Source organism: Alkalispirochaeta americana, from assembly GCF_900156105.1.
Lineage (GTDB): Bacteria > Spirochaetota > Spirochaetia > DSM-27196 > Alkalispirochaetaceae > Alkalispirochaeta > Alkalispirochaeta americana.
Genome location: NZ_FTMS01000011.1, coordinates 117,094 through 143,466, shown reverse-complemented (window position 1 = coordinate 143,466; position 26,373 = coordinate 117,094). Strand labels below are relative to the sequence as shown.

The window sequence follows — 26,373 nt, the reverse complement described above, 5'->3', positions numbered from 1 at the left end:
GAGCAGATCAGCGCCGCCATCGGCGATATCTCCAGCGTGAGCGATGTAAACCATTCCCAGATCGAGGAGATCCTCCGGGCCACGGGCGAACTCAAGCTGGCATCGGGCGAAAATGTCGCCGCAAGCGAAGGGGCGCCGGGTGATCGGTCTCGATAGCGGGCCTGGCCGAAGGAGGAAAAAGAAATACGTCCCTCTTGAGGCATCGAATGAAATTCGCTAGAATCAGTTATTGGCATATGCCAATAACTAAAGAGGGCTTTTCCGGTGGCGCGTCCTCAATCTAACCGAAGAGTATGCCTGGGAGATGCCATCCCCCGCGTCTTCAAACCTGCCGGGATTCCCTTGCAGGACCTTGAAGAGGTGGAACTCACGGAGGATCAGCTCGAGGCGGTTCGTCTTGCCGACGGGGAATGTCTCTATCAGACCGCAGCGGCTCGACGGATGGGAGTATCCCGGCAGACTTTTGGGAAAATCCTGGCAGAGGCACGCCGATCGATCGCCCGGGCTCTGGTGGGTGGAAAGGCGCTGCGCATAACCGGAGGAACCGTCATTCGAGAGGAGATATCCCCCGTGCATACAAAGATTGCTGTCCCCACCCGGGACCGGTTTGTTGATTCTCATTTTGGTCACTGTGAGGCCTTTACCGTTTTTGAAGTTTCCCGGGACTCCCTTGTTTCTGAAAAGGTAATCCCCAGCGCACACGGTTGCGGGTGCAAGTCAAACATTGTTGCCACCCTTGCCGGGGAGGGGGTTACTCTGATGATCGCGGGAAACATGGGAGCGGGAGCGGTACGAACGCTCAACGGACATGGTATTATGGTTCTTCGCGGGGCATCCGGCGAGGCTCGCGCAGCAGTAGAGGCGTGGCTTGCAGGGAGTCTGGCCGATTCTGGAGAGGTGTGTCGCGAGCACGATCACGGCGAGTCTGATCACTGATCCTGGGGTATCCGGAGGGTGAAGGTGCTGCCTGATCCTTCCCGGGTATCTACCATTATCTCTCCCTGGTGGGCCAGGACGATGTGCTTTACGATGGCAAGCCCGAGACCGGTTCCTCCCAGCTCGCGACTTCTGGCCCGATCTACCCGGAAGAACCGTTCGAAAATCCGGGGCACGTCTTCTTGTGGTATTCCCTGGCCGGTGTCCTTAACCTGAATTCGTATCTCTTTGTTGCGGTTCTCCACAATGATGGCAACCTCGCCACCGGGTTCGCTGTATTTTATGGCGTTTTCCACAAGATTGTTCAGGGCCTGCTCCAGCAGGTTTGCCGCTCCGCAGGCCTGGGCATGGCCGTCGTAGTGAACTCGAAGGTGGATGTCCTTGCGTCGAGCCTGATCCCGATACCCTTCAAAGACCCGTTCGATGATTCTCTCCAGGGAAAACCTGGCAGGGTCGATCATCCCCTCCTGCGATTCAAGGCGGCTCAGGGCAAGGAGGTCCTCAATGATCAGATTCAGACGATTGGCGTGTTTCCCGATGATGTTCAGAAACTGTTGCGTATGATCAGCTCCGTCGGGGACCTCGTCCAAGAGGGTTTCGACAAATCCCAGGATTGCTGTAACTGGTGTCTTTAATTCATGGGACACATTGGCAACAAAATCCCGCCGCATCGCCTCAAGCTGTTTGAGGCGCGTTATATCATTCAGGACAAGCAACACTCGGGGGCCTCGATCATCCTGACGACGCAGAAGTGTTCCGTGGACTTGAACGTGCACGGGAGGAGCCTTGCCGAGGGTGATTGTTGCCTCGGCATATCCACCTGTTTTCAGGACATCTCCGGCAAAGTGGTCAAGAGCGGGGTTCTGAAGGTGTTCCAGAAGGCTCATCCCGCGGCAGGGAATTCCTTCCTTGCGGAAGAGTTTTTGGGAGGCAATGTTCATGGAACGAATTTCCTTGTTGGCGTCGACCAGGATTACTCCTTCGACCATGCTGGTCAGGACAGCCTCTGACTCGTTGCGTTGATCCTCAATGCGATGGATTGTCCCGGCTAGCCGTTCCGCCATTCCATTCAGGGCTGCCGCCACAAGGGATACTTCTTCCGGCCCCCGAACTTCGATGCGGTGCGTCAGGTTTCCCCGGGAGAAATGGCGGGCTCCTTCCTGAATCCTGCGGAGAGGTTTCTGTGCGCGGTTTATAATCAGGGCCGTGATTATCGCCGTGACTACGAGAACTCCCGCTACAGCCGGAATGAGAATCGCGATGATCTCCCGGAGCCTGTGGTCCAGCTGTGCCAGTGAAGCGGCCGCACGAAAGATCGGCTGTGATGGTTCCGGGGAAGGCAGTGCTACGTAGAGGGTTCGCTCTCCTGTGGTATCACTTCGTCTGAGCGAAACTCCCTTCTTTCCCTGCAATGCAGCGATGATCTCCTGACGATCCCTGTGGTTTTCCAAAATCTCGGGATCTTTCCGGGATTCTGCCAGAACGTCTCCGTCGTGTGCAATAATGGTCAGTCGCACCGTAGTTCCCTGAAGGAAGCGGCGAAGCTGGTCCTGATCGGTAAAGGGGGTGGGGATCGCATTCTCTGCCAGGGTTGCTATGGTGTGCAGCTCATGAAGTTTTTCCTGGTACAGGACGCTCCGAAACATACTCGCTGCGATCAAGGAGAGAGCGCCAAAGGCGATAACGATTGCGATCAGGTAGGCTGGATAGATGTAGAAGAAGAGGGACCGCCGCATTAGTCCGCTCCTTTGAGCCGGTACTCCACGCCCCGCACCGTCTCGATCAGCTGGCCGCAGATCCCCAGTTTTCGTCGAAGGCCCAGGATCTGGACATCTACGGATCGTTCCGTTACGGGGTAGTCCTCTCCCCGGATCGCATCGATGATGCGAGACCTGGAGAAAACCCATCCCGGATTTCGCGAGAGAAACTCCAGGATGGAAAACTCTGTGGCAGAGAGGGGTATCGTCTCTGGCTCACCCTGATCCGGATCGGGTCTGCACGTTACCTGGTGGCGGGTGATGTCAATTGTGATCCCGTGGATCAGTATTCGTTCTTCCTTGTGGGAATGTTCTCCCGGAGGCTCGGTTCGACGCAGAGCAGCCCGGAGCCGGGCCATGAGAACCTTGGGGTTAAAAGGTTTTGTTACGTAGTCATCTGCTCCCACTTCAAGACCTGCTACGACGTCGCTGTCTTCCGTGCGGGCCGTGAGCATGACCACCGGGATTGACCGGTAGAGGGTGTCCTGTTTGAGTTCCCGGCAGACCTCCCAGCCGTTGACTCCGGGAAGCATCAGATCAAGCACGACCAGGTCCGGAGGATCTTTTCTGACCTGGTTGAGAGCGGCCTCTCCGGAAGAGACGCCGCGAACGATAAAGCCTTCTTTCTCCAGGTTGTAGCGGACCAGCTCCAGAATATCCGGTTCGTCTTCAACGATCAGAACATATCCCATGTTTCTCAGTATGCAGGGTTTTATGAGAATTGTGTTAGGACTCGCTGGGTGCGGGGCGACCCCGGGTTTCCGAAAGCTGGCGCACCGTCTCTGAGATGGTCAGGCATCGGTCGCCCACATGCTCCAGGTGAGCGATAATATCAATGAAAGCAAGTTCACCCCGAACATCGGCGCCGTCGTGGCGTTCCAGCACCGTTCGTGCGCGTTTTTCGAGCTTGTCTCGCAGCCTGTCGATTCCGTCTTCCATGCGCCCGGCAATGGCAGGCTCGGGTCGCTCGATGCGCCCTTCCAGGTAATCGCTGATGTATCGCAGGAAGTCCATGACTTGGACGCTGAACTGGAAAAGTTCCTCCTGGCTTTCCTGGTGGAAGCGTAGTTTTTTTGTGTGACTGCCGATGAACAATCTCATGGTCTTGAGACAGTCCTCTCCGATAAGACCCAACTCCTGTGCGATCCGTTGTTGTTGCCACATGCGTTCAGCCTGAGCGGTGTTGCAGGGTAATTGCGAACGTGCCGTGAGCGAGCGGGTTATCAGGTTCATGAGGTCCCGATTATTCTCCCGTAACGTAAGCACTCGCTCGCCCGATTCATCTATGTCGTCCCCGATTTGTGAGACGTTCATCAGAATCATCATCATCTCGTAGGTCCCATGTGCCATGCCTGCGAGTGAAGATTGTATCAGGGTCAGATCCGCATCCAGAGTTTCAGGAATTCGTGACCTCAGCAGGGCCGGACGCAGGAGAGGGCGGCCTGTCTTCTCTTCAGAAGGGTAAATTTTCCCGATGAGAAGAAGCAAGGGAGCCTTCAACAGGCCAATTACCGGAAGGGCTATGAGATGTGCCGAGGAGTAGAAAAAGGCGGTTTGTGCAGCTACGCTCGGCCCTCCTTGATCTGGCAGAAGGAAATGACTCAGCCAAAGAAGCGGGTACCGTCCCACACAACCCGCGATGGTGGAGATAATTCCCGCCATGAGGTAAAACAAGGCGGTTTTTCTCGCTTCTTTCCCGAGTTCACGGACCGATAGCTGGAAGATCACGGGAGCCCCCACGTTTGCACCCAGGGTGGCCACTGCGGCAAGTTCCGGACTGATCCATCCTCGGGCAGCAAAAGACATGGCAAGAACAACTGCTCCTGTGGAAGAGTGAAATCCTGCTGAAACGACCAGCCCTGCTGTGAAGACAATAGCAAAGGCGGAAGGTGAGGTGGCCAACTCTGAAAAGATACCAGGAATCGGGGGGGCTCCCGGAATGACAGCGGATCGACCGGAGACAAACTCGAGGCCAAGCATAAGCAGGGAAAGTCCTCCGAGAATCTCTGAACAGGCGTAACGGCCTACACCCCCGTGCTGTCGCAGGGGCAGCGCTACAATGAGTAGGAGCAGGGCTGCCGGTGCCAGGGATATCCGGTAGCCCCCCAGGGCGATAAGCCAGCAGAGGGCTGTAGCGCCAAGATTAATTCCGGCCAGTACCCAGGGTGTCCGTTCGAAGGAGGTTGCTCCGCTATCGACCATGGTAACAACCGTGGCCGCTCCCGAGCCGGCTGATCCCCCGGCGGTCAGAAGAAATCCCGTAACCAGCCGCGAGAAGGCTGATACGCGGGTTCGGAAAGGCGCGATCGTACCAGATAACCAAGGGAATGGTTTACTGTTGCGGTAATTTGTCTCAATCCCAGTATGAAAAGTGCAACGGCGCCGAGGCCTGTCAGGATTTCCAGACTTGTGCTCATAGGTATATCTCCCCTGTTCCAGCTTTGCTGTCCGGGTCAGTCTGTTCGAGTTACGAAGGCTTCCCGGGCGTGTTCCTCCAGAAACGTACGGAAGCGTTTTCTGTGGCCAGGCATTCTCAGCGCCGTATCAAGATAGTTACCGTTGTCGGTGAACTTGATATCGCCGGAAATATCCAGATAGGTCTGGGCGTTTTCAACTGTGATGATATAGGGCGGTGCCCCCGTGCTGACAAGAAGATAGTTCAGGACAATGTTGCCGGTTCGATGATTCCCCTCCAGAAAGAGTTGCGGGCGACTGAGCATTTGGGAATAGAAACCGCTTGCGATTTGAAAGGGTTCGCTCTCTGTGCGCTTTCGCAAAACCCACTCCTTGATTGGCCGGATTTTCTTCAAAAAACTCTTGCGCGTCTCCTCCAGGTGCGCGTAGTAGTGCCTGCGATCAATTTGGCTCCGGCCGCATAGGACCACATGATTCATTTCCAGGAGAGCATGCAATCCGGCCGGTGTAAAAATATCCATGTCTTTTCTCAGGAGAGAGTTCAGGTAATCGTAGGCTTCAACGATCTGTTCCCGCATCTGGGTTGTGAAGATCTCACGCCTCATCGACAAGCTATCGTTAATCTCGCTGAAGGCCTCCTGAAAGCGCGCCAGGGAGGATTCGATCTGCAGTATGTTGAACTGAGCTTTCATGATAGGGGTTTTGGAGAATGAACCGGGTTCCCTAGCCGAAATGGCCGGTTATATAACGCCTGGTCTCCTCGTGCCGGGGAGAGTCGAAGACCTGGGAGGTATCGCCGAACTCCAGAATTTCACCCATCAAGAAAAATGCCGTCTTATCGCTTATGCGAAGAGCCTGATTCATGGAGTGGGTAACAATAACGATGCAGTAATCCCTTTTCAGGGAACCCATTAGCTCTTCTATTCGTTTTGTTGCGATGGGATCGAGCGCGCTGGTAGGTTCATCCATCAAAATGACCTCGGGTTGCATGGCTATGGCTCGGGCAATGCATAGTCGCTGCTGCTGGCCTCCGGAGAGGCTCAAAGCATTTTTCTTCAGGCGATCCTTCACCTCATCCCACAGGGCTGCCCGGCGAAGAGATTCTTCAACAAGATCGTTCAGCATGGATTTGTTGCGAAGTCCCTGCATTTTGGGGCCGTAGGCAACGTTCTGCCAGATGCTCATGGGAAAGGGATTCGGCTTCTGAAATACCATTCCTACGGCGGTTCTCAAGGAAGTGACGTCCGTTGTAGTGTCGTATATGTCGGTCTTTCCCATCCGCACGGTTCCGTCAATGCGGCAATCGCAGATAAGATCGTTCATTCTGTTCAGTACCCGAATAAACGTTGACTTGCCACATCCCGACGGACCGATCAGGGCTGTGACTTTCTTGTCAGGGATCTCGAGATTTACCGTTTTCAGGGCATGAAAAACTCCGTAATAGAGATTGAGGTCTTTGATTGCAAACTTTGCCGGCGATTGTTCCATACTGTTAGCGCTCCATATTCTTTCTGAAGTAGGTGGTGAGTGTTTTTGTGATGATGTTCACCACAAGGACGAAGATGACCAGGACCGATGCGGTGGCAAAGGCGATCTGGAAGTCCTCCGGGTTCAGAGCTTCCTTTGTCAGGTAGTAGAGATGAATGGTAAGGGTTCGTCCCGAATCGAAGATCGAGCGGGGAAGATTCCTTGCTATTCCAACGGTCAGAAGAACAGGGGCGGCTTCTCCAACCACCCGACCGATTCCCAGAATCGTTGCCGTGAGGATCCCGGGCAATGCCGAGGGAAGAACGACCCTGTATATTGTTTGCCACTGGGTTGTCCCCAAAGCCAGTGATCCTTCCCGAAAAGCCTGGGGCACTGTCCGGAGTGATTCCTCGGTGGTTCGGATGATGACGGGTAGTATCATGATGCTCAAGGTGAGCCCGCCTGCCAGTATTGACTGACCAAGTCCGAAGAAACGGGCAAAGACCAGAAGGCCGAACAGCCCGTAGAGAATGGAAGGAATGCCGGCAAGCGTTTCAATGGCAGTGCGAACAAAGTGAACAACCCGGGGCTTGTCGCTGTACTCATTGAGGTATACCGCAGTGACAATTCCTATCGGTAAGGCGATTGTCAGAGATGCAATGACTATGTAGAGCGTGGTGACCACCATCGGGAAGATCCCGATTCCCCGTTCCGATGAGAATATGAAGCTCAGGCTGATAGTGCCCAGCCCGTTGGTTATGACATACGCAACAATCCATATCAGGAAAACGACGATAGTTGTTGTTGCTGTACCCATCAATACGAGATGCAACAAATCGATGATACGTCGTCTGGTCCGATGAACACGGCCGATCATGATGAAACCTCCGAAAGCATTTTGCCTCGAAGCCTCATAATGAAGCCGTTCAGCAAAAAGATAAGGACAAAGAGAATAATTCCGACCGAAAAGAGCATTTCGTTGTGGCGCCCCGCCGAGTACCCCATCTCCAGAGCGATGGTTGCGGTCAGGGTGCGCACGCTGGAAGTGAGGGCCGTGGGTAGTTGTGGTGAATTACCCGCTACCAGAATTACGGCCATGGTCTCACCCAGGGCCCGTGCGGTGCCCAAAACTACGCCTGTAACGATCCCCGATTTTGCGCTGGTGAAAACAACAAACCAGGCCGTTTGCATCTTTGTTGCTCCCAGAGCTAGTGAGGCTTCCCGGTAGGCCAGGGGAACAGACTTAATTGCCGTAACGCCTATTGTTACGATCGTGGGGAGTATCATGAGGGACAGAATAAAGATGGCCGCAGCGATAGAGCTTCCCGAGGCAGATCCGAATAATCTCTGAATGCCGGGAACAACGATCATAAGCCCGAAGAACCCGTAGACGACCGAGGGAATGCCTGCCAGTAACTCCACGGCACTTGTCACTAACAACGACAGGCGAGATGGAAGAAACTCGGCGATCAGGACGCACGAGAGCAGGGCGACGGGGGTCCCGAGGAGAAGAGCGCCAAGGGTGGACAGAAGCGTTGCCACGATCATTGGAAAGATGCCGTACAATTTCCGGTATACCGGACGCCATTCCCTGCCGGTCATGAACATCGGGAAGCTGTAGGGAGGTTCCGGGATGTTGATGTGGATTCGAGATTTCAGTCCGGGAAGGGTTCCTGGAAAGGACAAGGTATACGAGAGGTGTTCGGGGTTGGATAGATGATCCTGAAGTTCCCGGGGAAACTCGATTTTCAGATATTCGGCCTCCGGGTCCAGTGAAATAGCCCTTCGATAATTCTCGTAGAGCAGGTCGTTTATTCGTGCCGAGGGGATATTCTCCAGCACTACTTCAACCGATGGTGCCGTAGGGAAGATGAAAGGAGCCAGTCCCTGGGCAAAGACAAAGATAACCATGGCCGAAAGTGCAACGACCGAAAAGAGCGAACAACCCGGAAGACGTGCCGGAGGGAGTAATCAACGATCTTTCTCGCGGGTGAACTCATATTCTCTCTCGTTTGGCCGGCGTGATCTGGTTTCTCAAGCGGGAGCCGATCATCGTCGGGCAGATTGTCTGGTTTCGTGATGCCTCTCCTTTGGGGAGAGGCATCACACTCACTATCGCAGTGTCGAATCAATTGACCCGGACATAGTTGCGTTCAACGATCGCCTGAGCTTCCGGTGAGACCATCCATTCCAGGAAGCGATCTGTTTCGGAAGCGATCTTTTCCTGGCGGTAGAGCACCAGAAAGGGCCGCGCGATGGTGTAGGTACCGGATGCAACGTTTGCTCCGGTTGCGGGTACTCCATCGATATCGAGGGTCTTCACTTCATCGGTGATGGAACCGAGCGAGATGTACCCGATGGCGTTGGGGTTGCCTGCTACCGAGGCTCGGACTCCACCGGTTCCGTCAAACTCAATGGCTCCTGCCACCAGAAGATCGACGAACCCAAGAACTTCCTCAAAGGCTCCGCGTGTTCCCGATCCTGGCTCCCGTGATACCACGGCGATCGACCGATCCGGTCCGCCGACCTGATTCCAGTTTGTGATCTCTCCGGTGTAGATCTGTCGCAGCTGATCCCGGGTCAGGTCGGACACGGGGTTATCGGGGTGGACAACAGCAGCGATTGCATCGATTGCTACGGTGAGCACATCCAGCCCGAATCCCAGTTCTGTGGGCCGCAGGGACCGGCTGGACATACCCAGCTCTGCGACACCGGTGTTCGCACCGGTGATCCCGTCCCCGGAGCCTGTGCCACTGACATTGATCGTGACCTGGGGATGGGCGGCGCTGTAGGTTTCAGCAAATCGCTCCATGAGGGGTGATACCGAGGTGGAACCGGTAACTTCGATCGTGTAGTGTGCTGGGCCTCCAGCCTCGCTTCTGCCTCCGGCAAAAGAGAAGGCAGGAACGAGTAGTGCCATGGCGGCTATGAAGGCTACCGTTCTCGCATTTTTCATGAATATCCTCCCTGTGAATTGCTACGCGCGTCTGCGCTTTTCAGGAGCAGTTTCCCGGCTTCGCGTTAGGGAAGGGTTAGGGAGGGGTTAGCTTTGGATGAAATAGCCGGGGCGGTTATTTCATCCTGTTTTTCAGAAGAAACCTGAGAAGCACTTTCTTGACCAGGGATTGAAGAGTTTTCTTACTGCTTCCGGGGTGGCAAGAGGCAGAGGGGGCGGGGCGCCAGTCGATGACCTGGTCGGTCAGCTGAATCAGTTCGGGTTTTATCTTGTCTTTGTTCATCATGCTACCCCCGTGATTTCGTCATTTTTCAGGCGGCCCAGAAAGACGATATCTGAACTGTCAGCACTCGATGCCTCAAGTTCTTTCCGGTATGGGCCGTCACCAGCCAGAAAAAGGCAGATTTTGCGGCCCTGTCCACGAAGCCGCTCCTGTACGCGGATCAGGAAATCCAGGTTTTTGTCCCGTGAAATTCGACCGGTATATACGATCGTGTGTTCTGCCCCAAAGGGTCGGGAATGGATCAGGTCTCTTGTTCCGGGGAAGAGGGGGGCCTGCGGGATAAAACACTCTGTATCGATTCCTCGCCGAAATAACCTCATCCTGGAGGAGATAAATCCTCGCTCGGTCAGAATTCTCTTGTATTCAAGAGTTGGTACCAGTATCTCGTCGGCGTTTTGAAAGAACCACCGTGTATAGGACTCCACCAGATTTCCCAGGGAGACGTCGCCAGTGATTTCGGCGGTCTCCCGGAAAAAGTCGGTGTGGTACACCGCCGTGGTTTTTACCTGAGCGAGTTTGCCCAGGGCGAGACCAAGCAACCCTATGGGGCCGGGAGAGGATATATATATCTCCTGGGGGTCCTCATCAAAAATAATTTTCAGAGCTCCGAGAAACGAAGGAATCCGCAGCAAGAGGTCTTCGTAATACGGTAAGGGTATTTCCGACAGCGGAGGCAGGGTAAGTACACTCGATGGAAGATTCGTCTCGTGAGGATTCAGGGATGTCACGATTCGTATGGGCCTTTTCTGTACTTCTGCCAGGGTGGCGATGCGGGAAAGAGTGACAGAGACCCCGTTGAGATCTTCCAGGGTGTCGGTAAACCAGAGAATCCGCCGTTCTTTCTCTTCGGAGGCGACGCCCCAGCGCTGTTTGAGTTGTGCCAGGAGATTCCTTTTTTTGTACATGTGCAAAAAGGTAGAAACGAAGGGAGTCGAGAGAAAAAATCCTGGCAAGGATGCGGAGATGCTTCTCACCAGATTCCATAGATTTCCTGTAGCCAGATGAGTCGTGACCGACCGGCAAAGTTCTTTCAGGAACTCGTCGGATATGGCGGTGATTTTCTCATAGATTGTGCCAATCCGGTCGTCGATGGCAATAGATTCGTCCAGGGTAGCAATGGTGCCTACTAGATCCGCCAGGCGGTTCATCACAGGACCTGCTTTTCGGCTACGCAGTCTGCTCAGCTTGAGAGCGTTTGTCAGAGAGAGTTTCTGGTTATTGAGAAGAAACCCATTCACCTGTTCTGCAAAGGAGTTTGATACGGTCATCGGTCGTGTGCGGCTGAACTCCACGGCGATTTTATAGAATCCGAAGGACATGGTTCGAAAGTCATTATGTAATCCTCCGGCAAGGGTTTTCTTCTCCCTGATTTCGTCAAGAAATGCTTGCGGTGTCTCGAAAGGGGCCTCCGTCTCTGTCCAGGTTCGTCCAATCAGGAGTCCTGCGTGATCGTCGCTGCCACCGGTAATTCCCTTTATCCAGGGATCAGTACCGACGGGAGTGATGCCGTGTTTTTTCGAGAGCTGTTCCAGCCGCTCCTCTTCCAGCGAGGTAAGGAAGTTCATCCACTCCTGATTGAAAGAGCGGTTTCGAGCGCCGTTTATTCCTTCAAAATGGTTGAAGAGCAGAAGAAACTTCTCCAGATGATCCGGAGAGAGCGTGTCGTTTACCGCATGGGTGGCGTGGGCCAGAGAATGAACCAGATCTTGCTCCAGCAGATAATCCCTGAGGGCGTAGATGCTTTTTCTGAGAGACTGTATCTTTCGGAACTGCGAGGAATCGAGTCCATAAATCAGGAGGTGGGCCTTGCAGCCATCCTCGGGGAAGTAGGTGGTGCTCTCCACTCCGGGAATAACCCGCTTGGGATAGCGCTCCTGGAGTTCCCGGGCTCCCCTGATATCGTTGTGGTCGGTGATTGTGACAAAATCCATTCCCTCTGCCAGGGCCCGGCGGTATATCGTTTCCGGTTCTGTATAGGATTCGGAGGCGCCCAGGCGCTGAAGAAACCATTCTGTGGGATGGTCAGAGTATCTGGAATGTACGTGCAGGTCCGCTTTTGCCATAGTTCTCTCCCGGGGGTCTCTGTATGAGATCCACTATGGCGGCGATTTGTTAGCATTCTGTCAGCTTTTGCTCCGGAGCACTGGATCAGTTTTTCAGGATAGTACGGTTTGGCCAGAGAGAGCCGGCTGATTCCGGCTCTCTCCTGTTGCAGGAGCCTTATACCTTTTTCAGATATTTCTTGTTGTCCAGGGCAACAGCAACCACGATGATCACGCCCTTGATGATGTACTGGTAATACTGGTCCAGACCCATGAAGGTCATGCCGTAGCTGATGATGGTGAACATGAGGACACCGGCGATAGCTCCCGAGACCTTCCCGATACCGCCGGAGAAGGAAATGCCTCCCACCACACAGGCGGCGATCGCATCCAGCTCGTAGCCGAAACCGGTCCCGTTATTGGCGGAGCCGATTCGGGCTGCTTCCAGAAAACCGCCGATTCCATAGAGGATTCCGGCAAAGACATAAACCATAATGATGGTTCGGGTCACGTTTACTCCGGAGACTTCGGCCGCCTCGGGGTTCCCTCCTACGGCGAAGAGGTTTTTTCCGAAGGTGGTCTTGTTCCAGAGAATCCAGACAACCACGCTGGTCAGGGCAGCGTAAATCACCAGTTTGGGAATTCCCAGAAAGGTCCCCACCACGGCCTGGGTATAGCGAGTGTCAAACCCCCCGATAGGTTGCGGGCCCGGTGCCCCCGAGGCGAAGTAGATGGAGAGTATTCCGTAGGCGGTTATCATCATTCCCAGGGTCGCCAGAAAGGGGTGGATCTTGAACTTTGCCACAACCCAGCCGTTGACTCCGCTCAAGAGCCCGATCACCACGCAGGCGATGACGAGGGGCACGATCAGGGGGAGGGCTGGCAGGTCCGGATAGAAGCGGCTTGCGTAGTCCGCCCGCTGAAGCATGGATCCCGATATGACAGCGGCGAACCCGACAAGTCGCCCCAGGGAGAGGTCGGTCCCCTGAAGGATAATGATGCCGGCAACCCCGAAGGCCAGAATAAGCCTCACCGAACTCTGGGTCAGGATATTCCGAAAGACCGGGATGGAGATGAACCGGGGCTCGTTCACAACGATGACTCCGATGATAAGGGCTATCACGATGTATATCCCGTTATTGATCAAAAAGTCTTTCCAGTTCTGCGATCGCACTGTGAAGAGCCTTGAAATCACTGGAGTTTTCATACTTCTGCCTCTTTGGTGTTGTTGATATGCTTTGTTGCCAGGTGAAAGATCTCTTCCTGGCTGGTCGTGTCGGTATCGACAATTCCTGCTACCCGGCCGTTACTCATCACCATGATTCGGTCGGTGATTCCCAGGAGTTCGGGCATCTCCGAAGAGATCATGATTACTGACTTGTCCTTCATGGCAAGTTGTATGATGAGCTGATAGATCTCGTATTTTGCTCCCACGTCGATACCTCGGGTGGGTTCGTCCAGAATGAGGATATCCGGATCGGTCAGGAGCCAGCGTCCGATGATCACTTTTTGCTGGTTTCCCCCACTCAGAGTCCGGATGAGATCTCTTCTGGAGTTCGTTTTAATCCGCATGGCCCGGATTTTTTCATCGGTGTCACGCTTCATGGCGTTTTCGTCCAGAAGCCCGAGGCCGGTACGGTAGGATGCAATATTCGCGATGGTCGAGTTGAAGGTGATGTCGCCCACGGGGTAGATGCCGGTGTGGCGGCGCTCCTCCGTGAGGAAGGCAAAACGGTTTTTCTTGGCCTGGCCGGGAGAATCGAGGCTGACCGGTTTCCCGTCGATGAAAAAGTTGCCACTCTCGCGGGTTCTGATGCCAAAGATCGCCTCGGCCATCTCCGTTCGTCCTGCTCCGACAAGGCCGGCTACACCCAGGATTTCACCCCGACGAACGGAAAAGCTTACGTCCTGTATGCGGGGATCGTATCGGGTGGAGAGATTCTTCACCTCGAAATGGACCTCTCCGGGGTTATTGGTCCCTTCGGGAAAACGGTTTTCCAGCTGTCTTCCCACCATCATCTTCACCAGGTTGTCCATGGTGAGGTTGGCGGTTTCCTCGGTTCCCACGTAGGATCCGTCCCGCAGGACCGAGACTTCGTCGGAGATGCGGAAGATTTCGTCCATTTTGTGGGATATATAGATGACACTCACTCCCTTTTTTCGAAGCTCTCCGATTATGGAAAAAAGGAGATCCGTCTCCTTCTCGGTGAGCGACGAGGTGGGTTCGTCCAGGACGATTACCTTGGCGTCGTAGGAGATGGCCTTGGCTATCTCCACCATCTGACGCTGAGAGACTGAGAGGCGGCTCAGAATCGTGTCGGGATCCAGATGGATCGAGAGTTGTTCAAAGAGGGCCAGCGTCGCCTGGCGCATCTTCTGTTCGTTGATGAAGGGTCCTGTCCTGGGATACCTGCCAAGCCAGATATTGTCGGAGATGCTCCGCTGCGTGACCTGATTTAACTCCTGGTGGACCATGGATACTCCCTGCTCCAGGGCATCCTTGGGATCGGTAAAGTTGACCTCGCGTCCGTTGAGGAAAAATTGTCCCTTGTCCTCCCGGTATATCCCGAAGAGGCATTTCATGAGGGTCGATTTCCCGGCGCCGTTTTCCCCCATCAGGGCATGGACCGTTCCGGGTTTTACCGTGAGGGAAACATTCCTGAGAACCGGTACGCCGGAGAACGTCTTTGTTACATCCTTGATATACAGTAATTCCTGCACCACCTGCGCCCCTTTCAGAGAAAAACAGGGAAGCCCCGAGGCTTCCCTGCTGCACGGTTCCGCTCTCTTAGCGGAAACTCTGATAGTTATCGATTGTCACCGGCACGTAGGGAACACGAACCGCCTTCGATCCACCCTGCTCCAGAACCCAGTCGGTTTCCTGGGTGACGGGGTTCCCCCGGGCTGCGTTAATCGCCAGATCCAGCGATGCCCGGGCCTGGTTGACGCCGTCGTTCAGAACGGTTCCGTTCAGCTCGCCATCGGCGATGTGGGTCAGGGCCTGGTCCAGGGCGTCGACACCGTAGATCGGGATAGACACACCGGCTGCTTTCATGGCGGTGATTGCACCAAAGGCCATGCCGTCGTTGTTGGCGATGACCATCTCGATCTGGTCTCCAAACCGTGAGGTGAGCCAGGCTGCCATGCTGTCGGCGCCGTGCTGGGTTGACCAGAAGGGATCGGCCTCCAGGGCAAGCTGCTGCACCTGGATGCCCCGGTCGGTAAACGCTTTTACCGAGTGAAGGGTCCGGGCCTCGGCGTCGGGATGGCCGGGCTCACCCTTGAGCATCACGTACTGGAGGATGCCGTCGCCGTTCTTGTCCCATTCGGGGTTGGCAAGCCAGTCTTCCACCATCATCTGGCCCTGGATAATGCCTGACTCGGCTGAGTCGGTGCCCACGTACCAGACCTTGTCGTAGAGGTCCATAACTCCCGCCTCGGTGGCTTCCTTGTTGAAAAGAATGAGAGGGATGTCAGCCTGTTTCGCCTTTTCGATAACGTTTCGCGCTGCGGCGGGATCCACCAGATTGATCACCAGTACGTCTACCCCGCGGGTGATGAAGACGTCGATCTGATCATTCAACCGTGCCTGCTGTCCCTCGGAATCGACGATGTCGATCCGGACACCCCGTACCTGGGCGTAGCGTTCCAGTTCGGGTTTCATGACACCGTTCATGAAGTTGTCTGCGAAGCTGTAGATGTTTGCACCGATCCTGATCTGATCCGATTCCTGGCGGCCTCCGGCGAAGAGGGCAGGGGCCATCATTGCGGCGGCAAGCAGGATCAAAACGATTCGTTTTGTCATACATTCTCCTTTGTTTGTGTGTGATGAGTTGTATGCTACCCCCCCCTGGCCAGTTCGCAATGGACGATCTGCCACAATGGTTGTAAAATTCTGCACTCTCCCTGTGGCGGCAAGGAGAAATCTCTTGTGCTACCCCGCTGTTAATGGATAAAGGGCTGGTAGTCGATCCAGATATAACGGTCCTCTTCCAGAGGAGGATCGAGGGGTGCCTCGGGGCTCTCCGAGAGGATGCTCTTGGCCAGTTCCGAGATCGCCCGGGCCATATTGGCAGAATCGTTCAGGACCGTGCCGTAGAGGTACCCCTGACGGATCGCCTGTACCGCTTCGTCTATGCCGTCGATCCCCACCAGAGGTATCCACCCGGGGCTCTCCGGGGAGATTTGGCCATTCTCGCCGGGGACAGGGGAGAGGCCCATATCGTGAAGACGCTGGATAACGCCCAGGGCCATGGCATCGTTGTTGGAGATAATGAGTTCAACCGTATCTCCGTAGGTCTCCAGAAGGGGCAGGCTTTTTTCGTAGGCTTCGCGGGTGTTCCAGTTGGCAACTTCGATTGCCAGGATCTCCACGGGAAAGTTCCGTTCTTCGAAGGCCGATAGAACTCCGGCGGTGCGTATTTCGGCGTCCTGGTGTCCCTGCTCTCCCTTGAAAATGATCGTTTGTACACGGCCGTCTCCGTCCCGGTCCAGGTGATTCAGGCCAGGAGGATCTCCTCCAAAGAGGGTTATCACCAGATCGGCCTGAAGTTCTGCCGACTGGACCGGCTTGGCTCCAACGTAATAGACCCGCTCCCAGAGCTGCATATCCGACCTCAAGGGTTCCCGATTAAAAAAGATCAGGGGGATGTTGTGCTCCCGGGCGTGAAGGATGATCGTGTAGGCGCTGAGACGATCCACGGGATTGACGATAAGCAGATCAGCTCCTTCGGCTATGGCACGCTCGATTCCTTCGTTCTGCATTACCTGGGAGTTCTGGGCGTCCCACAGGGTGAGACGAAAGGTATTCCGGGTTTCGTCGACAATGTGCTCCACCAGGGAGCGAATGTAGGGATCTTCCAGATTGTACGGAAAAAGAGCGACCTTTTGCGCCGGGGGCTGACACCCTGCAAGAACAAGAAGGACCATCGGAAGAACCAGGATTTTTTGCAGGACGGGGGTGCGGGCGGTTGCCCGGAAAAGAGAATGAATCATGACGTGCCCCCCGGGATGGACTCCGGTGCGGATGGAGGAGGAATCACAAGGGTCACGGTGGTGCTTTCGTCGATGACACTGGATATTCGCAGATCGGCCGCGTCGCCGTAGTATAGTTTCAGCCGCTGGTAGACGTTTTTCAACCCCACGCTGGATTGCGCGTCCTGACTCTGGATCATGCGGTGAATCTCGTGAATCTTCTCGTCCGTGAGGCCGTAGCCGCTGTTGGTGACACGAAAGATCATGCGATCTCCTGCCATTTCTCCCTGGATAGATATTCTGTTTTCATCGTCACCCATTCCGTGGTAAAGGGCGTTCTCCACCAGGGGCTGCAACAAAAGTTTCATGATCAGGTGTTCCTTCATCTTCTCCCCCATGGAGATGGTATAGCTGAATTTCCGGGCGTAGCGGATCTGCTGGATGGTGAGGTAGCTGTTGATCTGTTCTACCTCGTCCTGGACGGGGATGAAGGTTGCTCCCCTGGAGATACTGAGGCGGAAGAACTTTGCCAGGGCTGCTACGGTTTTCACTACATCCTGGTTTCTGCCCTCCTCGGCCAGTCCAATGATGGAGTCCAGGGTGTTATACAGAAAATGAGGGTTAATCTGGTTTTGAAGCGCCCGGAGAGCTGTCTTGCGTTTTTCTTTTTGTTCTTCCACCAGTTTGTCCATGAGCGATCTGATTCGATCGACCATGCGCCTGAAGGACCGGGAAAGCTCGACGATTTCCCTCTGGCCCTCGATCGCTATGGGCGTCGAGAGGTCTCCCCTTTCAATCCGTGCCATGATTCGTTTTAGTTCGTGGATCGGTTTTGATATTCTGAAGGAGAGAAATCCGGCGATCATGGCCGTTATCCCCAGAGAGCCCAGAAAGATCAGAACGATTGCCACCACAAGATGGTTTTGAGTCTGGGTGACCACGTCTACGTTCAGGACGGTCACGATGCGCCATCGGGTTTGGTAGAGACTGTTCACGTTAATGTAGAAATCGATGCCCCTGATCCGTTTTCGGTGGACCCCCAGGTAGCGATTCCGGCTGTAGCGGTAGCTTCCCTCGGAGTGGATGCCCCAGGATGAGGTATATACAAGGGAGCCCTGGTTATCCAGGATGAGAAGGTGGCCGAACTCTCCCAGGTTGGTTTTTCGGGCCAGGTCCTTTATTACATTTGTGTTGAGCTCCAACACCAGGAGCCCTTCGGCCAGAGACCCCTGGTTCAGGTACTGAACCTGCTGCACCACGGTGATCACTTCCTCGGCCCGGGGGGTCGCAGCGTTCAGGCTCTGGCCCAGGGAGAAGTGGAAAATATCGGGGTAGGTGCGGGCCCGATGAAACCAGGGGGTCTGGCGAACCGCCTGGGGTTCCAGGGTCGGAACATCGCCTGCCAGGGGGCGCCCCTGATCATCGAAGAGAAAGATCGAGGCCAGGTCTCTCTTGATTTGCGAGTTCAGGGAGAATATTTCCTGTATCTGGGGGAGTTCCCGATCCACATCCCGGTTCGTGACGGTCAGATGAAGAAAGTTCGCCGTTTCGATGACGCTGCTGATGTAGCGGTCGTAGTTGAAAACAATCTGTTTGGTGATTTCCCGGGATTGCCGATCGATGAGTTTCTCCGTGGTCCGGGAAAAATAGAAGAAGTAGGCGGCGCTGGAAAAGCAGAGCACCACCGTGACGATCAGGACCGTGGCGGCGAGTATCTTGTGGCCGATGCTCCAGGGGCCTTTCCAGGGATGCTTCCATGGACGCTTCCGGGGGAGGCTAGAGGTTTTTTTCACGGTACGCCTTGGGCGGAAGCCCGGTATGCCGCTTGAAACAGTGGCTGAAGTAATAGATGTCGCGGTAGCCGCAGGCTTCGGCGACTTCCACAACCCTGCTTCCCGAGAGGAGCAGTTGTTCCCGGGCGTGCTCCATGCGGAGTTTTGTCAGGTATCGGACGAAGGTAGTGGCCTGGTATTTTCGGAAGAGCTGGCTCAGATAGGAGATGCTGATCCCGCAGGCGGCGCAGACGGTTTGCATGGTCATCTGGTTGTCGGAAAAGTTCTGTTTCAGGTAGGTGATCACGTGAGCCAGCAGTTCTTCGCCGCTGTCGAGGCGACTGCTCTGGCTCTTTTGCCGGATCGATTCCGCGGTTCTTTTTACCCACTGGAGGTATTCCTCAAAGCTTTGCATCCGCAGGAGAGTTTCAAGAATGTCCTCGGGTGCTACGGTCCGGATGTCCACGTCAACGGTCCGGGCATAGTCGATCAGGGTGTGGGTGATTCCCAACATGAGAAACCGCACCAGGAGTATGTCCTTCGGGGGAGCGTGAAAGGATGCCCCCAGCCGGTGGGGTGTCTGGTCCCGACGAAGGGTTGCTACGCGATCGCGAAGTCCTGTGAAGGCGGCCTCGATTTTTCGGGTGTCGCCAAAGCGGAAGGCCTGCTGCAGTTCCTGTTGTTCCTCCTCCGGGAGCAGGAGCGGTTGGGCCGGAGTCGGGGAATCGGCCTGGGGCGAGTACATGACCAGGCTCAGATTGTGCATTCGTCCGGTGCTGTAGGCCCGGGCCGCCTCATTGTAGGCGCCCCGGAGCTGGCTGTAGCCGCTTGTGAGCCGACTGAGGCCGAGGAAGATTCGGATCGAGAGAAAATGTTCAACCTTTCGAATCGTCTGGTAGAGGATCGCGTCAATTTCCTGGAGAAAGGCGGTGCGGTTCTCCTTGAGAAGGAAGACGAGATCCTCCTGAAAGGAACAGGAATAGTGATCTATCTCGTGGACGTCCAAGTTATGGCTGATGTTGTTCCGGACTCCCAGTTTTGCCTTCTCGAACTCCAGGATATCCCAGTGTTCTTCCGATCGTTCGATCCTGATCAGGGCCACGGCGTAGTTTGTATCGTCCAGATCCACGCCGTATTGCTGAAGGCTTTGGGTGATCAGGGCCTGTTCTGTCCGGGGCGATGTGAGCAGTTCTGCCAGGGCCTTTTCTGCCAGGAGGGGCAGGCTCTCCTGGTACTGTCGCTGCATTGTTTCCTGGCTGTAACGGCTTGCAAACTCCTGGTCCAGCTCGGTTTTGAGCTCTCCCAGGAAGGCGAGGATGTCTTCCCGGGTGAGGGGTTTCATGAGATAGCTGCGGACCTGGAGCTGTACGGCCTGGCGGGCGTAATCGAAATCGTTATAGCCCGAGATAAAGCCTATCCTGATGGCGGGATAATCACGGCGCAGGATCGATGCCAGTTCGATTCCGTCGATGTAGGGCATCTTGATATCCGTGAGAACCACGTCAGGGGCGAGTTGCTCGATAAGTTCCAGCGCGTCGTAGCCGTTTCCTGCTGTTCCTGCCACGGTAAAGCCGCTTTCGGGCGAGATGTGTGAGGCAATTCTGCTACGGATTTCGTCCTCGTCGTCGACCAGGACCATTCTGTAGGGTTTTCCCATGGTTTCTCCCTGACGGTCAGATGATTTGCGCTCTGATGCGTGTCTCCAGGCCCTTGCCACCGGAGGCAGAGTTTACTATGATCCCCGACCTTTAGCCATGATTACAAGTCTTCGTCCGAAATACCCTGAAGAGCTCTTCTCCACTCCCATCGTGCAACAAACGGCATTCTGGTCTTCCCTGAAAGGGTCTCTGGGCGTGCGCTCTCTGGCCCTTGATTTCCGTGCGGGGAGCTGGAATGGGCCGATGGCCGATGTTCTGGTTGTCTTGCAGCAGGTAGATCGTTCCTCCTGCATCGCCTATGTCCCCTACGGTCCCGAGATTGAGCCTGATGAAGCAGATCAAGGGCCGTTTCTGGAGGAGCTTTCGGAGTGCCTTCGGGAGTTTCTTCCCCGGAATTGCTTCTGCCTCCGCTACGATCTGTGTTGGGAGTCTTTTTGGGCAAAGGATGCCGATTTCTATGACCAGGAGGGGCACTGGCTTGGTCCACCCCAGGCAAAGATGCAGGAGTTGCGGTTTAACTTTAATACATGCTCCTGGAACCTGAAGAAGGCACCAACAAATATTCTGCCTTCAAATACCATATATCTGGATCTTCGGCACGAGCCCGAGGGGTTGCTGGCGCAGATGAAGCCAAAAACCCGCTATAATATCGGCCTCTCGCAGAGAAGGGGTGTCGAGGTAACATGCCTGGGGATGGATTTTCTGGAGACTTGGTACCAGCTTTACACCGAAACGGCCGATCGAAACGGTCTTGTTCTTCATGATATCGAGTATTTTCGGGCGGTTCTGGCGGCCAGGGCCGAGGGCACATCAACAGAGGTTCTTTTGCTGGTGGCTTCTCTTGAAGAAATTCCTCTGGCGGCGATGTTTCTGGTCTTGTCGGGAAACCGCGCGTCCTACCTGTATGGCGCATCGGCGGGGAATCAGCGCAAGGTCATGGCGACCTATGCGCTTCAGTGGGAAGCGATGAACATTGCCCGGACGAGGGGGTGTAGCCAGTACGATATGTTCGGCGTAGCGCCCCGGCCCGATCCGGAGCACCCCATGCACGGTCTCTACCGCTTCAAGACGGGTTTTGGCGGAACACTCTATCACTCTCTGGGGTGCTGGGATTATCCTCTGGATCAGGATCGTTACGCTGCGTTTCTCTCGCAGGAGTTTCATCAACAGGGATTTCACCGCCGTTGATAGCCCTTTCAGAAATACGTCAGTATGTTTGACCGGTCGTCCCGGACTGGGGCAGTCCGGGATTACCTGTCACGACAGGCGGTTGCGGGGGTCGGGAATGAGAATCGTTTCTCCAGGAGTGGTGCAAAGATATGAGCGATGAAAAATGGGTCAGCTGGAACGGGAATATACGACACAGGTACGAAAAGCTTCATGAGCCCTCCACGGAGGAGGATCTTGCCCGGGCGGTGGGAGCGGCCCGGAATATTCGCCCCTACGGAAACAAGCAGTCCTCTGCTGATATCGCCGCTGGTGCCGAGGAGCTCATCTCCTTTGACCGGTACGGCGAGATTCTGCGGATCGACCCGGAGAAACGGGAGATTACGGCCCAGGCCGGGGTTCGTCTGGGAGTTCTTCTGCGGGAGATCGATCGCCAGGGGTGGAGCCTCTCGGCTCTGCCCGATATCGACACAGTCACCCTGGCCGGAGCGATTGCCACAGGGACCCACGGCACGGCCGGCACGGGACGCCTCCTTGGTGATCACATGGTGGCCTGTCGGGTTGTTACTGCCCGGGGCGAGGTCCGGGAGTTCCATGAGGACGATCCCGAGATGCCCGCCTTGCGGCTCTCTCTGGGGGTGCTGGGGGTGTTCTCCACCATCACCCTGCGGTGCGACCCCGGGTTTCGGCTGGCCGTGACGGAACGGCCCGTAAAGGATACGGTCTGGCGCGAGCGGTACAGCAGTCTCCTGGAAAAGCACCCCTTTCTGCGGATACTCTCCTTGCCTCATACCGGTTACGGCTATCTTATTACCGGAGATTACGCCCGGGAGCCCCTGGCAGGGCCCGGAAAACCCTGGTGGATCAAGCACCGCCGGGCGGTCTCGGCCCGGCTCTACGGAAGGACCGTGAAGCACCCCTCTTTTACGGTGACAGCAAACCGCATTCTGAAGGGGCTCTTTTTTAGCCATACCCAACGATCTTTTGGTACGCTCTACGAGGCCACGGTGACAAAATCCCGAGGGTCCACGCTGGAACTTGCCGAGTGGACTGTGGCGCTGGACCGGTTCGATGCACTTTTTGACGAGCTCAGTGCTGCCCTGCAGGATCGCAGCAATCCCGCTTTTGTCCATATCCCCATGGATGTGCGGTTTCTCAAGGCCGATCGGACCTGGCTGAGCTACGCCTTCGAGAGAGATTGCGTCACTGTGGGGTGTGTGTGCCGCATCCCCGAGGCTGCTGATAGCTACGCTGCCTTTGGGGTCGTGGAAGAGATCTTCCGCCGCTACGGCGGGCGCCCGCACTGGGCCAAGCGGCATGCCATGAGGGGGGATGATTTTTCCGCGATTTATCCCCGGTGGCAGGATTTTCTTGATCTCCGCCAGAAGATGGATCCCCAGGGAACGTTTCTGACTCCCTCGTTGCGCGATCTCCTCGGTATTCCTCGGGAGTGAGTGAGTCCGAGGGATATTGGGGAGCCCCCGGGGTCCTGAGGGACTTCATGAACTGACCTGGCCTCTTTGGTCCGATCTTCGTTGTCAGGATCAAAAACAGGGTTGTATAATTCTGTGACCGGGGAGGTGCATTATGGCGAAGGACAGCTCGAAGGGATTTCTTGGGACGCCTGTTCCCCGGAGGGACGCTCGGGACAAGACCACGGGCAGAACCCGGTACACCGATGATCATTGTATTCCGGGTATGCTCTACGCTGCGGTGGTGAACAGCACCTCTTCCCACGCAAGAATTTCCTCAATTGATACGGCCCGGGCCAGGGCCTTGCCCGGAGTACGAGGCGTTTTTACGGGGCGCGATTTCCCCCAGCGCCTGGGGCTCTACCTGGGAGACAAACCCGCTTTGGCTGTGGAGAGGGTGCGATACTCCGGGGAGCCCCTGGCAGCGGTTGTGGCAGACGACGAAGCCACGGCCCGGCAAGCAGCCGCGTTAATACGGGTGACCTGCGAGGAGTTGCCCGTGGTGGCGACCCTTCGTCAGTCTCTCCAGCCCGAAACAGTTTTGCTTCATCCTGCTCTGGATGAATATATCCATATTCCTGCGATCTTTCCCCGGCCGGGTACAAACATCGCCCATCACTCCCGGATACGCAAGGGTGATGCCGCCGCTGTTCTGGCTCAGGCCGAGGTGGTGGTTCAGGGCTGTTTCAGCTTTCCTCCCCGGGATCATCTTGCAATGGAACCCCGGGTAGCGCTGGCGCGGATACAAGCCGATGGGACGGTGGTGATACGCACCTCCACCCAGAGCCCCTATGGTGTGCGAGGCATCATGAGCAGGGTTTTTGGCATTCCTCCGGGGAAAATTGTCATAGAAGTTGCCGAGGTGGGAGGCGGTTTTGGCGGCAAGGCAGGGATCCAGCTCGAACCCCTGGCCTATCTGCTTTCCCGGGAGATGGATGGTCGGCCTGTCCGGGTGATGAACTCCCGGGAGCAGGATATGACAGCTTCGCCGGGTGGGCCCGGCCTTGAAGCAACGGTAAAACTGGGAGCCCGGGAGGACGGACGCCTCCTGGCCGCAGAGATCGAGTTCCTCTTTGATTCCGGCGGTTACGCCGACTACGCCGTAAATGTCAGCCGGGCTGCTGCGTACGCCTCTACCGGCCCCTACGCAATTCCCCATGTGGCTACCGACAGTTACTGCGTGTATACAAACCATCCCTTCGCCACGGCCTTTCGCGGCTTTGGTCATATCGAGCTGAGTTTTGCCGTGGAACGTGCCCTGGACCTGCTGGCGGAACGGTTGAAGATGGATCCGGTAGAGCTGAGGCGGAAGAATGCTGTTCGGCAGGGCGATACCACGCCTGCCCAGGACAAGCTGGATGCCAACACGGGGAATCTTCGGGAATGTCTTGATCGGGTGGTCCGGCATATCGGGTGGCAGTGCGAGGTCTCCCCGTCCCCGGAGCAGACCTTGGACAGGTCAGGGCTGAACCGGGAGATGCTCAAGGAGCATCTGGTTCGGGCCCGGGGAGTTTCCTGCTACTGGAAGGCTCCGGCTATCCCTACCTTTACCGATGCCGGGGCGATGGTGACCTTCAACGAAGATGGCTCGATAAACGTCATCACCGGGGCTGTGGAGATGGGCCAGGGAATCCATACCGGTCTTGCCCAGATTACTGCCGAGGCTTTGGGCATGGACCTCCACATGGTCCATGTCGTTCGGGAGGTGATGACCGACCGGGGGCCCCACGACTGGACCAGTGCAGCGAGCCGCACCCTCTTCATGGTGGGGCGTGCTGTTCTGGCAGCGGTGGAAGATGCTGTGGGCCAGATCAAGCGCGTTGCTTCGGCACCCCTGCGGGCTCCCGAGGAGGATCTCGAGGTTCGGGGGGGGCGTGTTTTCCTGCGGGATGATCCCTCCCAGGGATTGCCTCTTGCGGAGGTGGTTCTGGGCTACGTCTACCCCAACGGAAACGCTATCGGCGGTCCTGTTATCGGTCGGGGAAAGTATATCGCTCGTCATTTGAGCCATATTGATCCCGAGACGGGGGCGGGCCGGCCTGGTCTGGAGTGGACCCTGGGCGCTTTGGGGGTGGAGGTTGAAGTTGATCTCCGCGATGGCACCTTTCGGGTGCTGAAAAGCGTCTGTTCCATGGATGTGGGGCGGGTAATAAACCCTGTGATTGCCCGGGGCCAGGTGGTTGGCGCCATGGCCATGGGTATAGGCTACGCAACCCGCGAGTCTTTTCGCTTTGATCAGCGGGAACGGGTGATAAACGGAACGCTGCGGGATTACAAAGCGCTTCGTTTTGGTGAGCACCCGCAGTATGTGGTGGATTTTGTGGAAACACCCCAAGGGGACGGTCCCTTTGGTGCCCGGGGGTTGGGAGAACAGGGGATTATTGGTGTCCCCGGCGCGATTTCGTCGGCCCTGTCCCGGGCCGTGGGAAGACAGGTGGACCGCTTGCCCCTGACCCCGGAGTATCTCTGGGGACTTCTGAAAGGTAGCGAAGCAGATGATACCCTTTGATGTGACGTTCCTTCGACCTGACTCGGTTGAAGAGGTGGCTCAGGCTCTGCAGGAGGCCCGCCGAACCGGTGCCAGGGCGGCGTATTTTGGAGGCGGGACAGAAATTGTCACCCTGGCGCGGGAGAACAAGCTCCGGGCAGAGATTCTGCTGGATTATAAAACCCTCTCCCAGGCACGACGAGAACCCGGCGGATCATCTTTTTCTCAGGCTCAGGCTCAGGCTCAGGCTCAGGCGCAAGAGCGGCTTGCCTGGGGCAGCGCTCTTCGGTTGAATGAAGTTTCCGACGGTGGAGCCTGTCTGCTCCTGGCGATGTGCTGCAACGGCGTAGCTGACCGGACAGTGCGGAACTCCATTACTCTGGGAGGGAATATCTGCGGAATGTTGCCCTACCGGGAGGCGGTCCTCCCCTTCCTGTTACTTCAGGGAGAGCTTGAAAGTCTCGCTGAGCCCGGAAGCTTGACCTGGAGTTCTGTGGAGGAACGATTCTCAAAACGGTTGAAACTGGAAGAAGGAGAGCTGGCGCTCTCTTTCAGTCTGGAGAGTGCCCTCGTAGCGGGGCTGGAGTCAGATGGAGTGATTCACCTGGAAAACGCACCAGGACGAGTGACCGCGCTGGCTCGGGGAGACCGGGGCGGGTGGTTTTACGAGCGAAGAACCACCGGTGGTCCTGTGGATTATCCCTTGTCGACCCTGGTGCTGGTACAGCTTGATGGCCGGTATCGGCTGGCCCTGACGGGAGTTTTCGGGTATCCCCTGCGGGCATTTCGTGCCGAGGAAGTTCTGAACAGTGGTTTTTCTGGTGATTTTGCCAGCCCCACGGAAGCGGATCGATTGCAGCGTGCCGGGGCGGCCCTGGATGCGGAGGGCCTGAAATACAAGGCCGATCTGCGGGGCGCCAGGGACTACCGGCGTAGTGTTGCTCTTCAGGGCCTGGCTGCGGGAATGGAGGCGCTTGCCTGATGCA

20 protein-coding genes are annotated in these 26,373 nt (G+C 56.1%); 5 read left to right on the top strand and 15 right to left on the bottom strand.

Annotated features, from left to right (window positions below):
• The first annotated feature begins 264 nt into the window (after positions 1 to 264).
• Complete coding sequence (locus tag BW950_RS09650) at positions 265 to 936, top strand: NifB/NifX family molybdenum-iron cluster-binding protein (RefSeq protein WP_234969080.1); 672 nt, start codon at positions 265 to 267, stop codon at positions 934 to 936.
• Here BW950_RS09650 and BW950_RS09645 read toward each other — a convergent pair.
• The 15 genes from BW950_RS09645 to BW950_RS09575 form a co-directional block, all read right to left on the bottom strand.
• Complete coding sequence (locus BW950_RS09645) at positions 930 to 2,672, bottom strand: sensor histidine kinase (RefSeq protein ID WP_076489091.1); 1,743 nt, start codon at positions 2,670 to 2,672, stop codon at positions 930 to 932. The genes BW950_RS09650 and BW950_RS09645 overlap by 7 nt on opposite strands.
• Positions 2,672 to 3,385 carry a response regulator gene (locus BW950_RS09640; RefSeq protein WP_076489090.1) on the bottom strand — a complete coding sequence of 238 codons (714 nt, stop codon included), beginning with the start codon at positions 3,383 to 3,385 and terminating at the stop codon, positions 2,672 to 2,674. Before BW950_RS09640 ends, BW950_RS09645 begins: the two co-directional genes overlap by 1 nt.
• Positions 3,386 to 3,419: 34 nt before the next feature.
• Positions 3,420 to 4,961 (bottom strand): PhoU domain-containing protein, encoded by a 1,542-nt coding sequence (locus BW950_RS09635; RefSeq protein WP_268760101.1) that lies wholly within the window; start codon positions 4,959 to 4,961, stop codon positions 3,420 to 3,422.
• Positions 4,962 to 5,146: 185 nt separating this feature from the next.
• Complete coding sequence (locus tag BW950_RS09630) at positions 5,147 to 5,800, bottom strand: hypothetical protein (protein ID WP_076489088.1); 654 nt, start codon at positions 5,798 to 5,800, stop codon at positions 5,147 to 5,149.
• A gap of 31 nt (positions 5,801 to 5,831) precedes the next feature.
• Entirely contained in the window at positions 5,832 to 6,596 is a 765-nt protein-coding gene (gene pstB, locus BW950_RS09625; protein WP_076489087.1) for a phosphate ABC transporter ATP-binding protein PstB, read from the bottom strand.
• A gap of 4 nt (positions 6,597 to 6,600) precedes the next feature.
• Positions 6,601 to 7,452, bottom strand: coding sequence for a phosphate ABC transporter permease PstA (gene pstA / locus BW950_RS09620; protein ID WP_076489086.1), 852 nt, complete (start codon positions 7,450 to 7,452; stop codon positions 6,601 to 6,603).
• Positions 7,449 to 8,486 (bottom strand): phosphate ABC transporter permease subunit PstC, encoded by a 1,038-nt coding sequence (pstC, locus tag BW950_RS09615; protein ID WP_076489085.1) that lies wholly within the window; start codon positions 8,484 to 8,486, stop codon positions 7,449 to 7,451. The genes pstA and pstC overlap by 4 nt, the downstream gene beginning before the upstream one ends.
• A 217-nt stretch (positions 8,487 to 8,703) precedes the next feature.
• Positions 8,704 to 9,531, bottom strand: a complete 828-nt coding sequence (locus tag BW950_RS09610; RefSeq protein WP_076489084.1) for a phosphate ABC transporter substrate-binding protein — start codon at positions 9,529 to 9,531, stop codon at positions 8,704 to 8,706.
• A 282-nt stretch (positions 9,532 to 9,813) separates the two neighbouring features.
• Positions 9,814 to 11,877 (bottom strand): glycosyltransferase, encoded by a 2,064-nt coding sequence (locus tag BW950_RS09605; RefSeq protein ID WP_076489083.1) that lies wholly within the window; start codon positions 11,875 to 11,877, stop codon positions 9,814 to 9,816.
• 157 nt (positions 11,878 to 12,034) lie between these two features.
• Positions 12,035 to 13,063 (bottom strand): galactose/methyl galactoside ABC transporter permease MglC, encoded by a 1,029-nt coding sequence (gene mglC / locus BW950_RS09600; protein WP_076489082.1) that lies wholly within the window; start codon positions 13,061 to 13,063, stop codon positions 12,035 to 12,037.
• Positions 13,060 to 14,580, bottom strand: a complete 1,521-nt coding sequence (locus BW950_RS09595; RefSeq protein ID WP_094336516.1) for a sugar ABC transporter ATP-binding protein — start codon at positions 14,578 to 14,580, stop codon at positions 13,060 to 13,062. Before BW950_RS09595 ends, mglC begins: the two co-directional genes overlap by 4 nt.
• A 64-nt stretch (positions 14,581 to 14,644) precedes the next feature.
• Positions 14,645 to 15,661, bottom strand: coding sequence for a galactose ABC transporter substrate-binding protein (locus tag BW950_RS09590; RefSeq protein WP_076489080.1), 1,017 nt, complete (start codon positions 15,659 to 15,661; stop codon positions 14,645 to 14,647).
• Between the two features lie 140 nt (positions 15,662 to 15,801).
• On the bottom strand, positions 15,802 to 16,851 hold the full coding sequence (locus tag BW950_RS09585; protein ID WP_076489079.1) for a galactose ABC transporter substrate-binding protein: 1,050 nt from the start codon (positions 16,849 to 16,851) through the stop codon (positions 15,802 to 15,804).
• The gene (locus BW950_RS09580; RefSeq protein ID WP_076489078.1) at positions 16,848 to 18,623 is read right to left on the bottom strand and encodes a cache domain-containing sensor histidine kinase; all 1,776 of its coding nucleotides are present in this window, start codon (positions 18,621 to 18,623) and stop codon (positions 16,848 to 16,850) included. The genes BW950_RS09585 and BW950_RS09580 overlap by 4 nt, the downstream gene beginning before the upstream one ends.
• Positions 18,607 to 20,259: a response regulator gene (locus BW950_RS09575; protein ID WP_076489077.1), complete on the bottom strand. Its 1,653-nt coding sequence runs from the start codon at positions 20,257 to 20,259 to the stop codon at positions 18,607 to 18,609. Before BW950_RS09575 ends, BW950_RS09580 begins: the two co-directional genes overlap by 17 nt.
• 97 nt (positions 20,260 to 20,356) lie before the next feature.
• Between BW950_RS09575 and BW950_RS09570 the strand changes: the two genes are divergently transcribed.
• The 4 genes from BW950_RS09570 (at position 20,357) to BW950_RS09555 (ending at position 26,369) form a co-directional block, all read left to right on the top strand.
• Positions 20,357 to 21,448, top strand: coding sequence for a lipid II:glycine glycyltransferase FemX (locus tag BW950_RS09570; protein ID WP_076489076.1), 1,092 nt, complete (start codon positions 20,357 to 20,359; stop codon positions 21,446 to 21,448).
• A gap of 131 nt (positions 21,449 to 21,579) precedes the next feature.
• A complete protein-coding gene (locus BW950_RS09565; protein WP_076489075.1) occupies positions 21,580 to 22,881 on the top strand; it encodes a D-arabinono-1,4-lactone oxidase in 1,302 nt (433 codons plus the stop codon).
• A gap of 133 nt (positions 22,882 to 23,014) precedes the next feature.
• Positions 23,015 to 25,408 (top strand): xanthine dehydrogenase family protein molybdopterin-binding subunit, encoded by a 2,394-nt coding sequence (locus BW950_RS09560; protein ID WP_076489074.1) that lies wholly within the window; start codon positions 23,015 to 23,017, stop codon positions 25,406 to 25,408.
• On the top strand, positions 25,395 to 26,369 hold the full coding sequence (locus BW950_RS09555; RefSeq protein WP_076489073.1) for an FAD binding domain-containing protein: 975 nt from the start codon (positions 25,395 to 25,397) through the stop codon (positions 26,367 to 26,369). The genes BW950_RS09560 and BW950_RS09555 overlap by 14 nt, the downstream gene beginning before the upstream one ends.
• The last annotated feature ends 4 nt before the right edge of the window (positions 26,370 to 26,373 follow it).

Bases quoted from the DNA above. Each gene is read 5' to 3' on its own strand.
- BW950_RS09645 (WP_076489091.1), bottom strand. From the start codon at position 2,672: ATGCGGCGGTCCCTCTTCTTCTACATCTATCCAGCCTACCTGATCGCA.
- BW950_RS09640 (WP_076489090.1), bottom strand. From the start codon at position 3,385: ATGGGATATGTTCTGATCGTTGAAGACGAACCGGATATTCTGGAGCTG.
- BW950_RS09630 (WP_076489088.1), bottom strand. From the start codon at position 5,800: ATGAAAGCTCAGTTCAACATACTGCAGATCGAATCCTCCCTGGCGCGC.
- pstB (WP_076489087.1), bottom strand. From the start codon at position 6,596: ATGGAACAATCGCCGGCAAAGTTTGCAATCAAAGACCTCAATCTCTAT.
- pstA (WP_076489086.1), bottom strand. From the start codon at position 7,452: ATGATCGGCCGTGTTCATCGGACCAGACGACGTATCATCGATTTGTTG.
- pstC (WP_076489085.1), bottom strand. From the start codon at position 8,486: ATGGTTATCTTTGTCTTTGCCCAGGGACTGGCTCCTTTCATCTTCCCT.
- BW950_RS09610 (WP_076489084.1), bottom strand. From the start codon at position 9,531: ATGAAAAATGCGAGAACGGTAGCCTTCATAGCCGCCATGGCACTACTC.
- BW950_RS09605 (WP_076489083.1), bottom strand. From the start codon at position 11,877: ATGGCAAAAGCGGACCTGCACGTACATTCCAGATACTCTGACCATCCC.
- mglC (WP_076489082.1), bottom strand. From the start codon at position 13,063: ATGAAAACTCCAGTGATTTCAAGGCTCTTCACAGTGCGATCGCAGAAC.
- BW950_RS09590 (WP_076489080.1), bottom strand. From the start codon at position 15,661: ATGACAAAACGAATCGTTTTGATCCTGCTTGCCGCCGCAATGATGGCC.
- BW950_RS09585 (WP_076489079.1), bottom strand. From the start codon at position 16,851: ATGATTCATTCTCTTTTCCGGGCAACCGCCCGCACCCCCGTCCTGCAA.
- BW950_RS09575 (WP_076489077.1), bottom strand. From the start codon at position 20,259: ATGGGAAAACCCTACAGAATGGTCCTGGTCGACGACGAGGACGAAATC.
- BW950_RS09570 (WP_076489076.1), top strand. From the start codon at position 20,357: ATGATTACAAGTCTTCGTCCGAAATACCCTGAAGAGCTCTTCTCCACT.
- BW950_RS09565 (WP_076489075.1), top strand. From the start codon at position 21,580: ATGAGCGATGAAAAATGGGTCAGCTGGAACGGGAATATACGACACAGG.
- BW950_RS09560 (WP_076489074.1), top strand. From the start codon at position 23,015: ATGGCGAAGGACAGCTCGAAGGGATTTCTTGGGACGCCTGTTCCCCGG.
- BW950_RS09555 (WP_076489073.1), top strand. From the start codon at position 25,395: ATGATACCCTTTGATGTGACGTTCCTTCGACCTGACTCGGTTGAAGAG.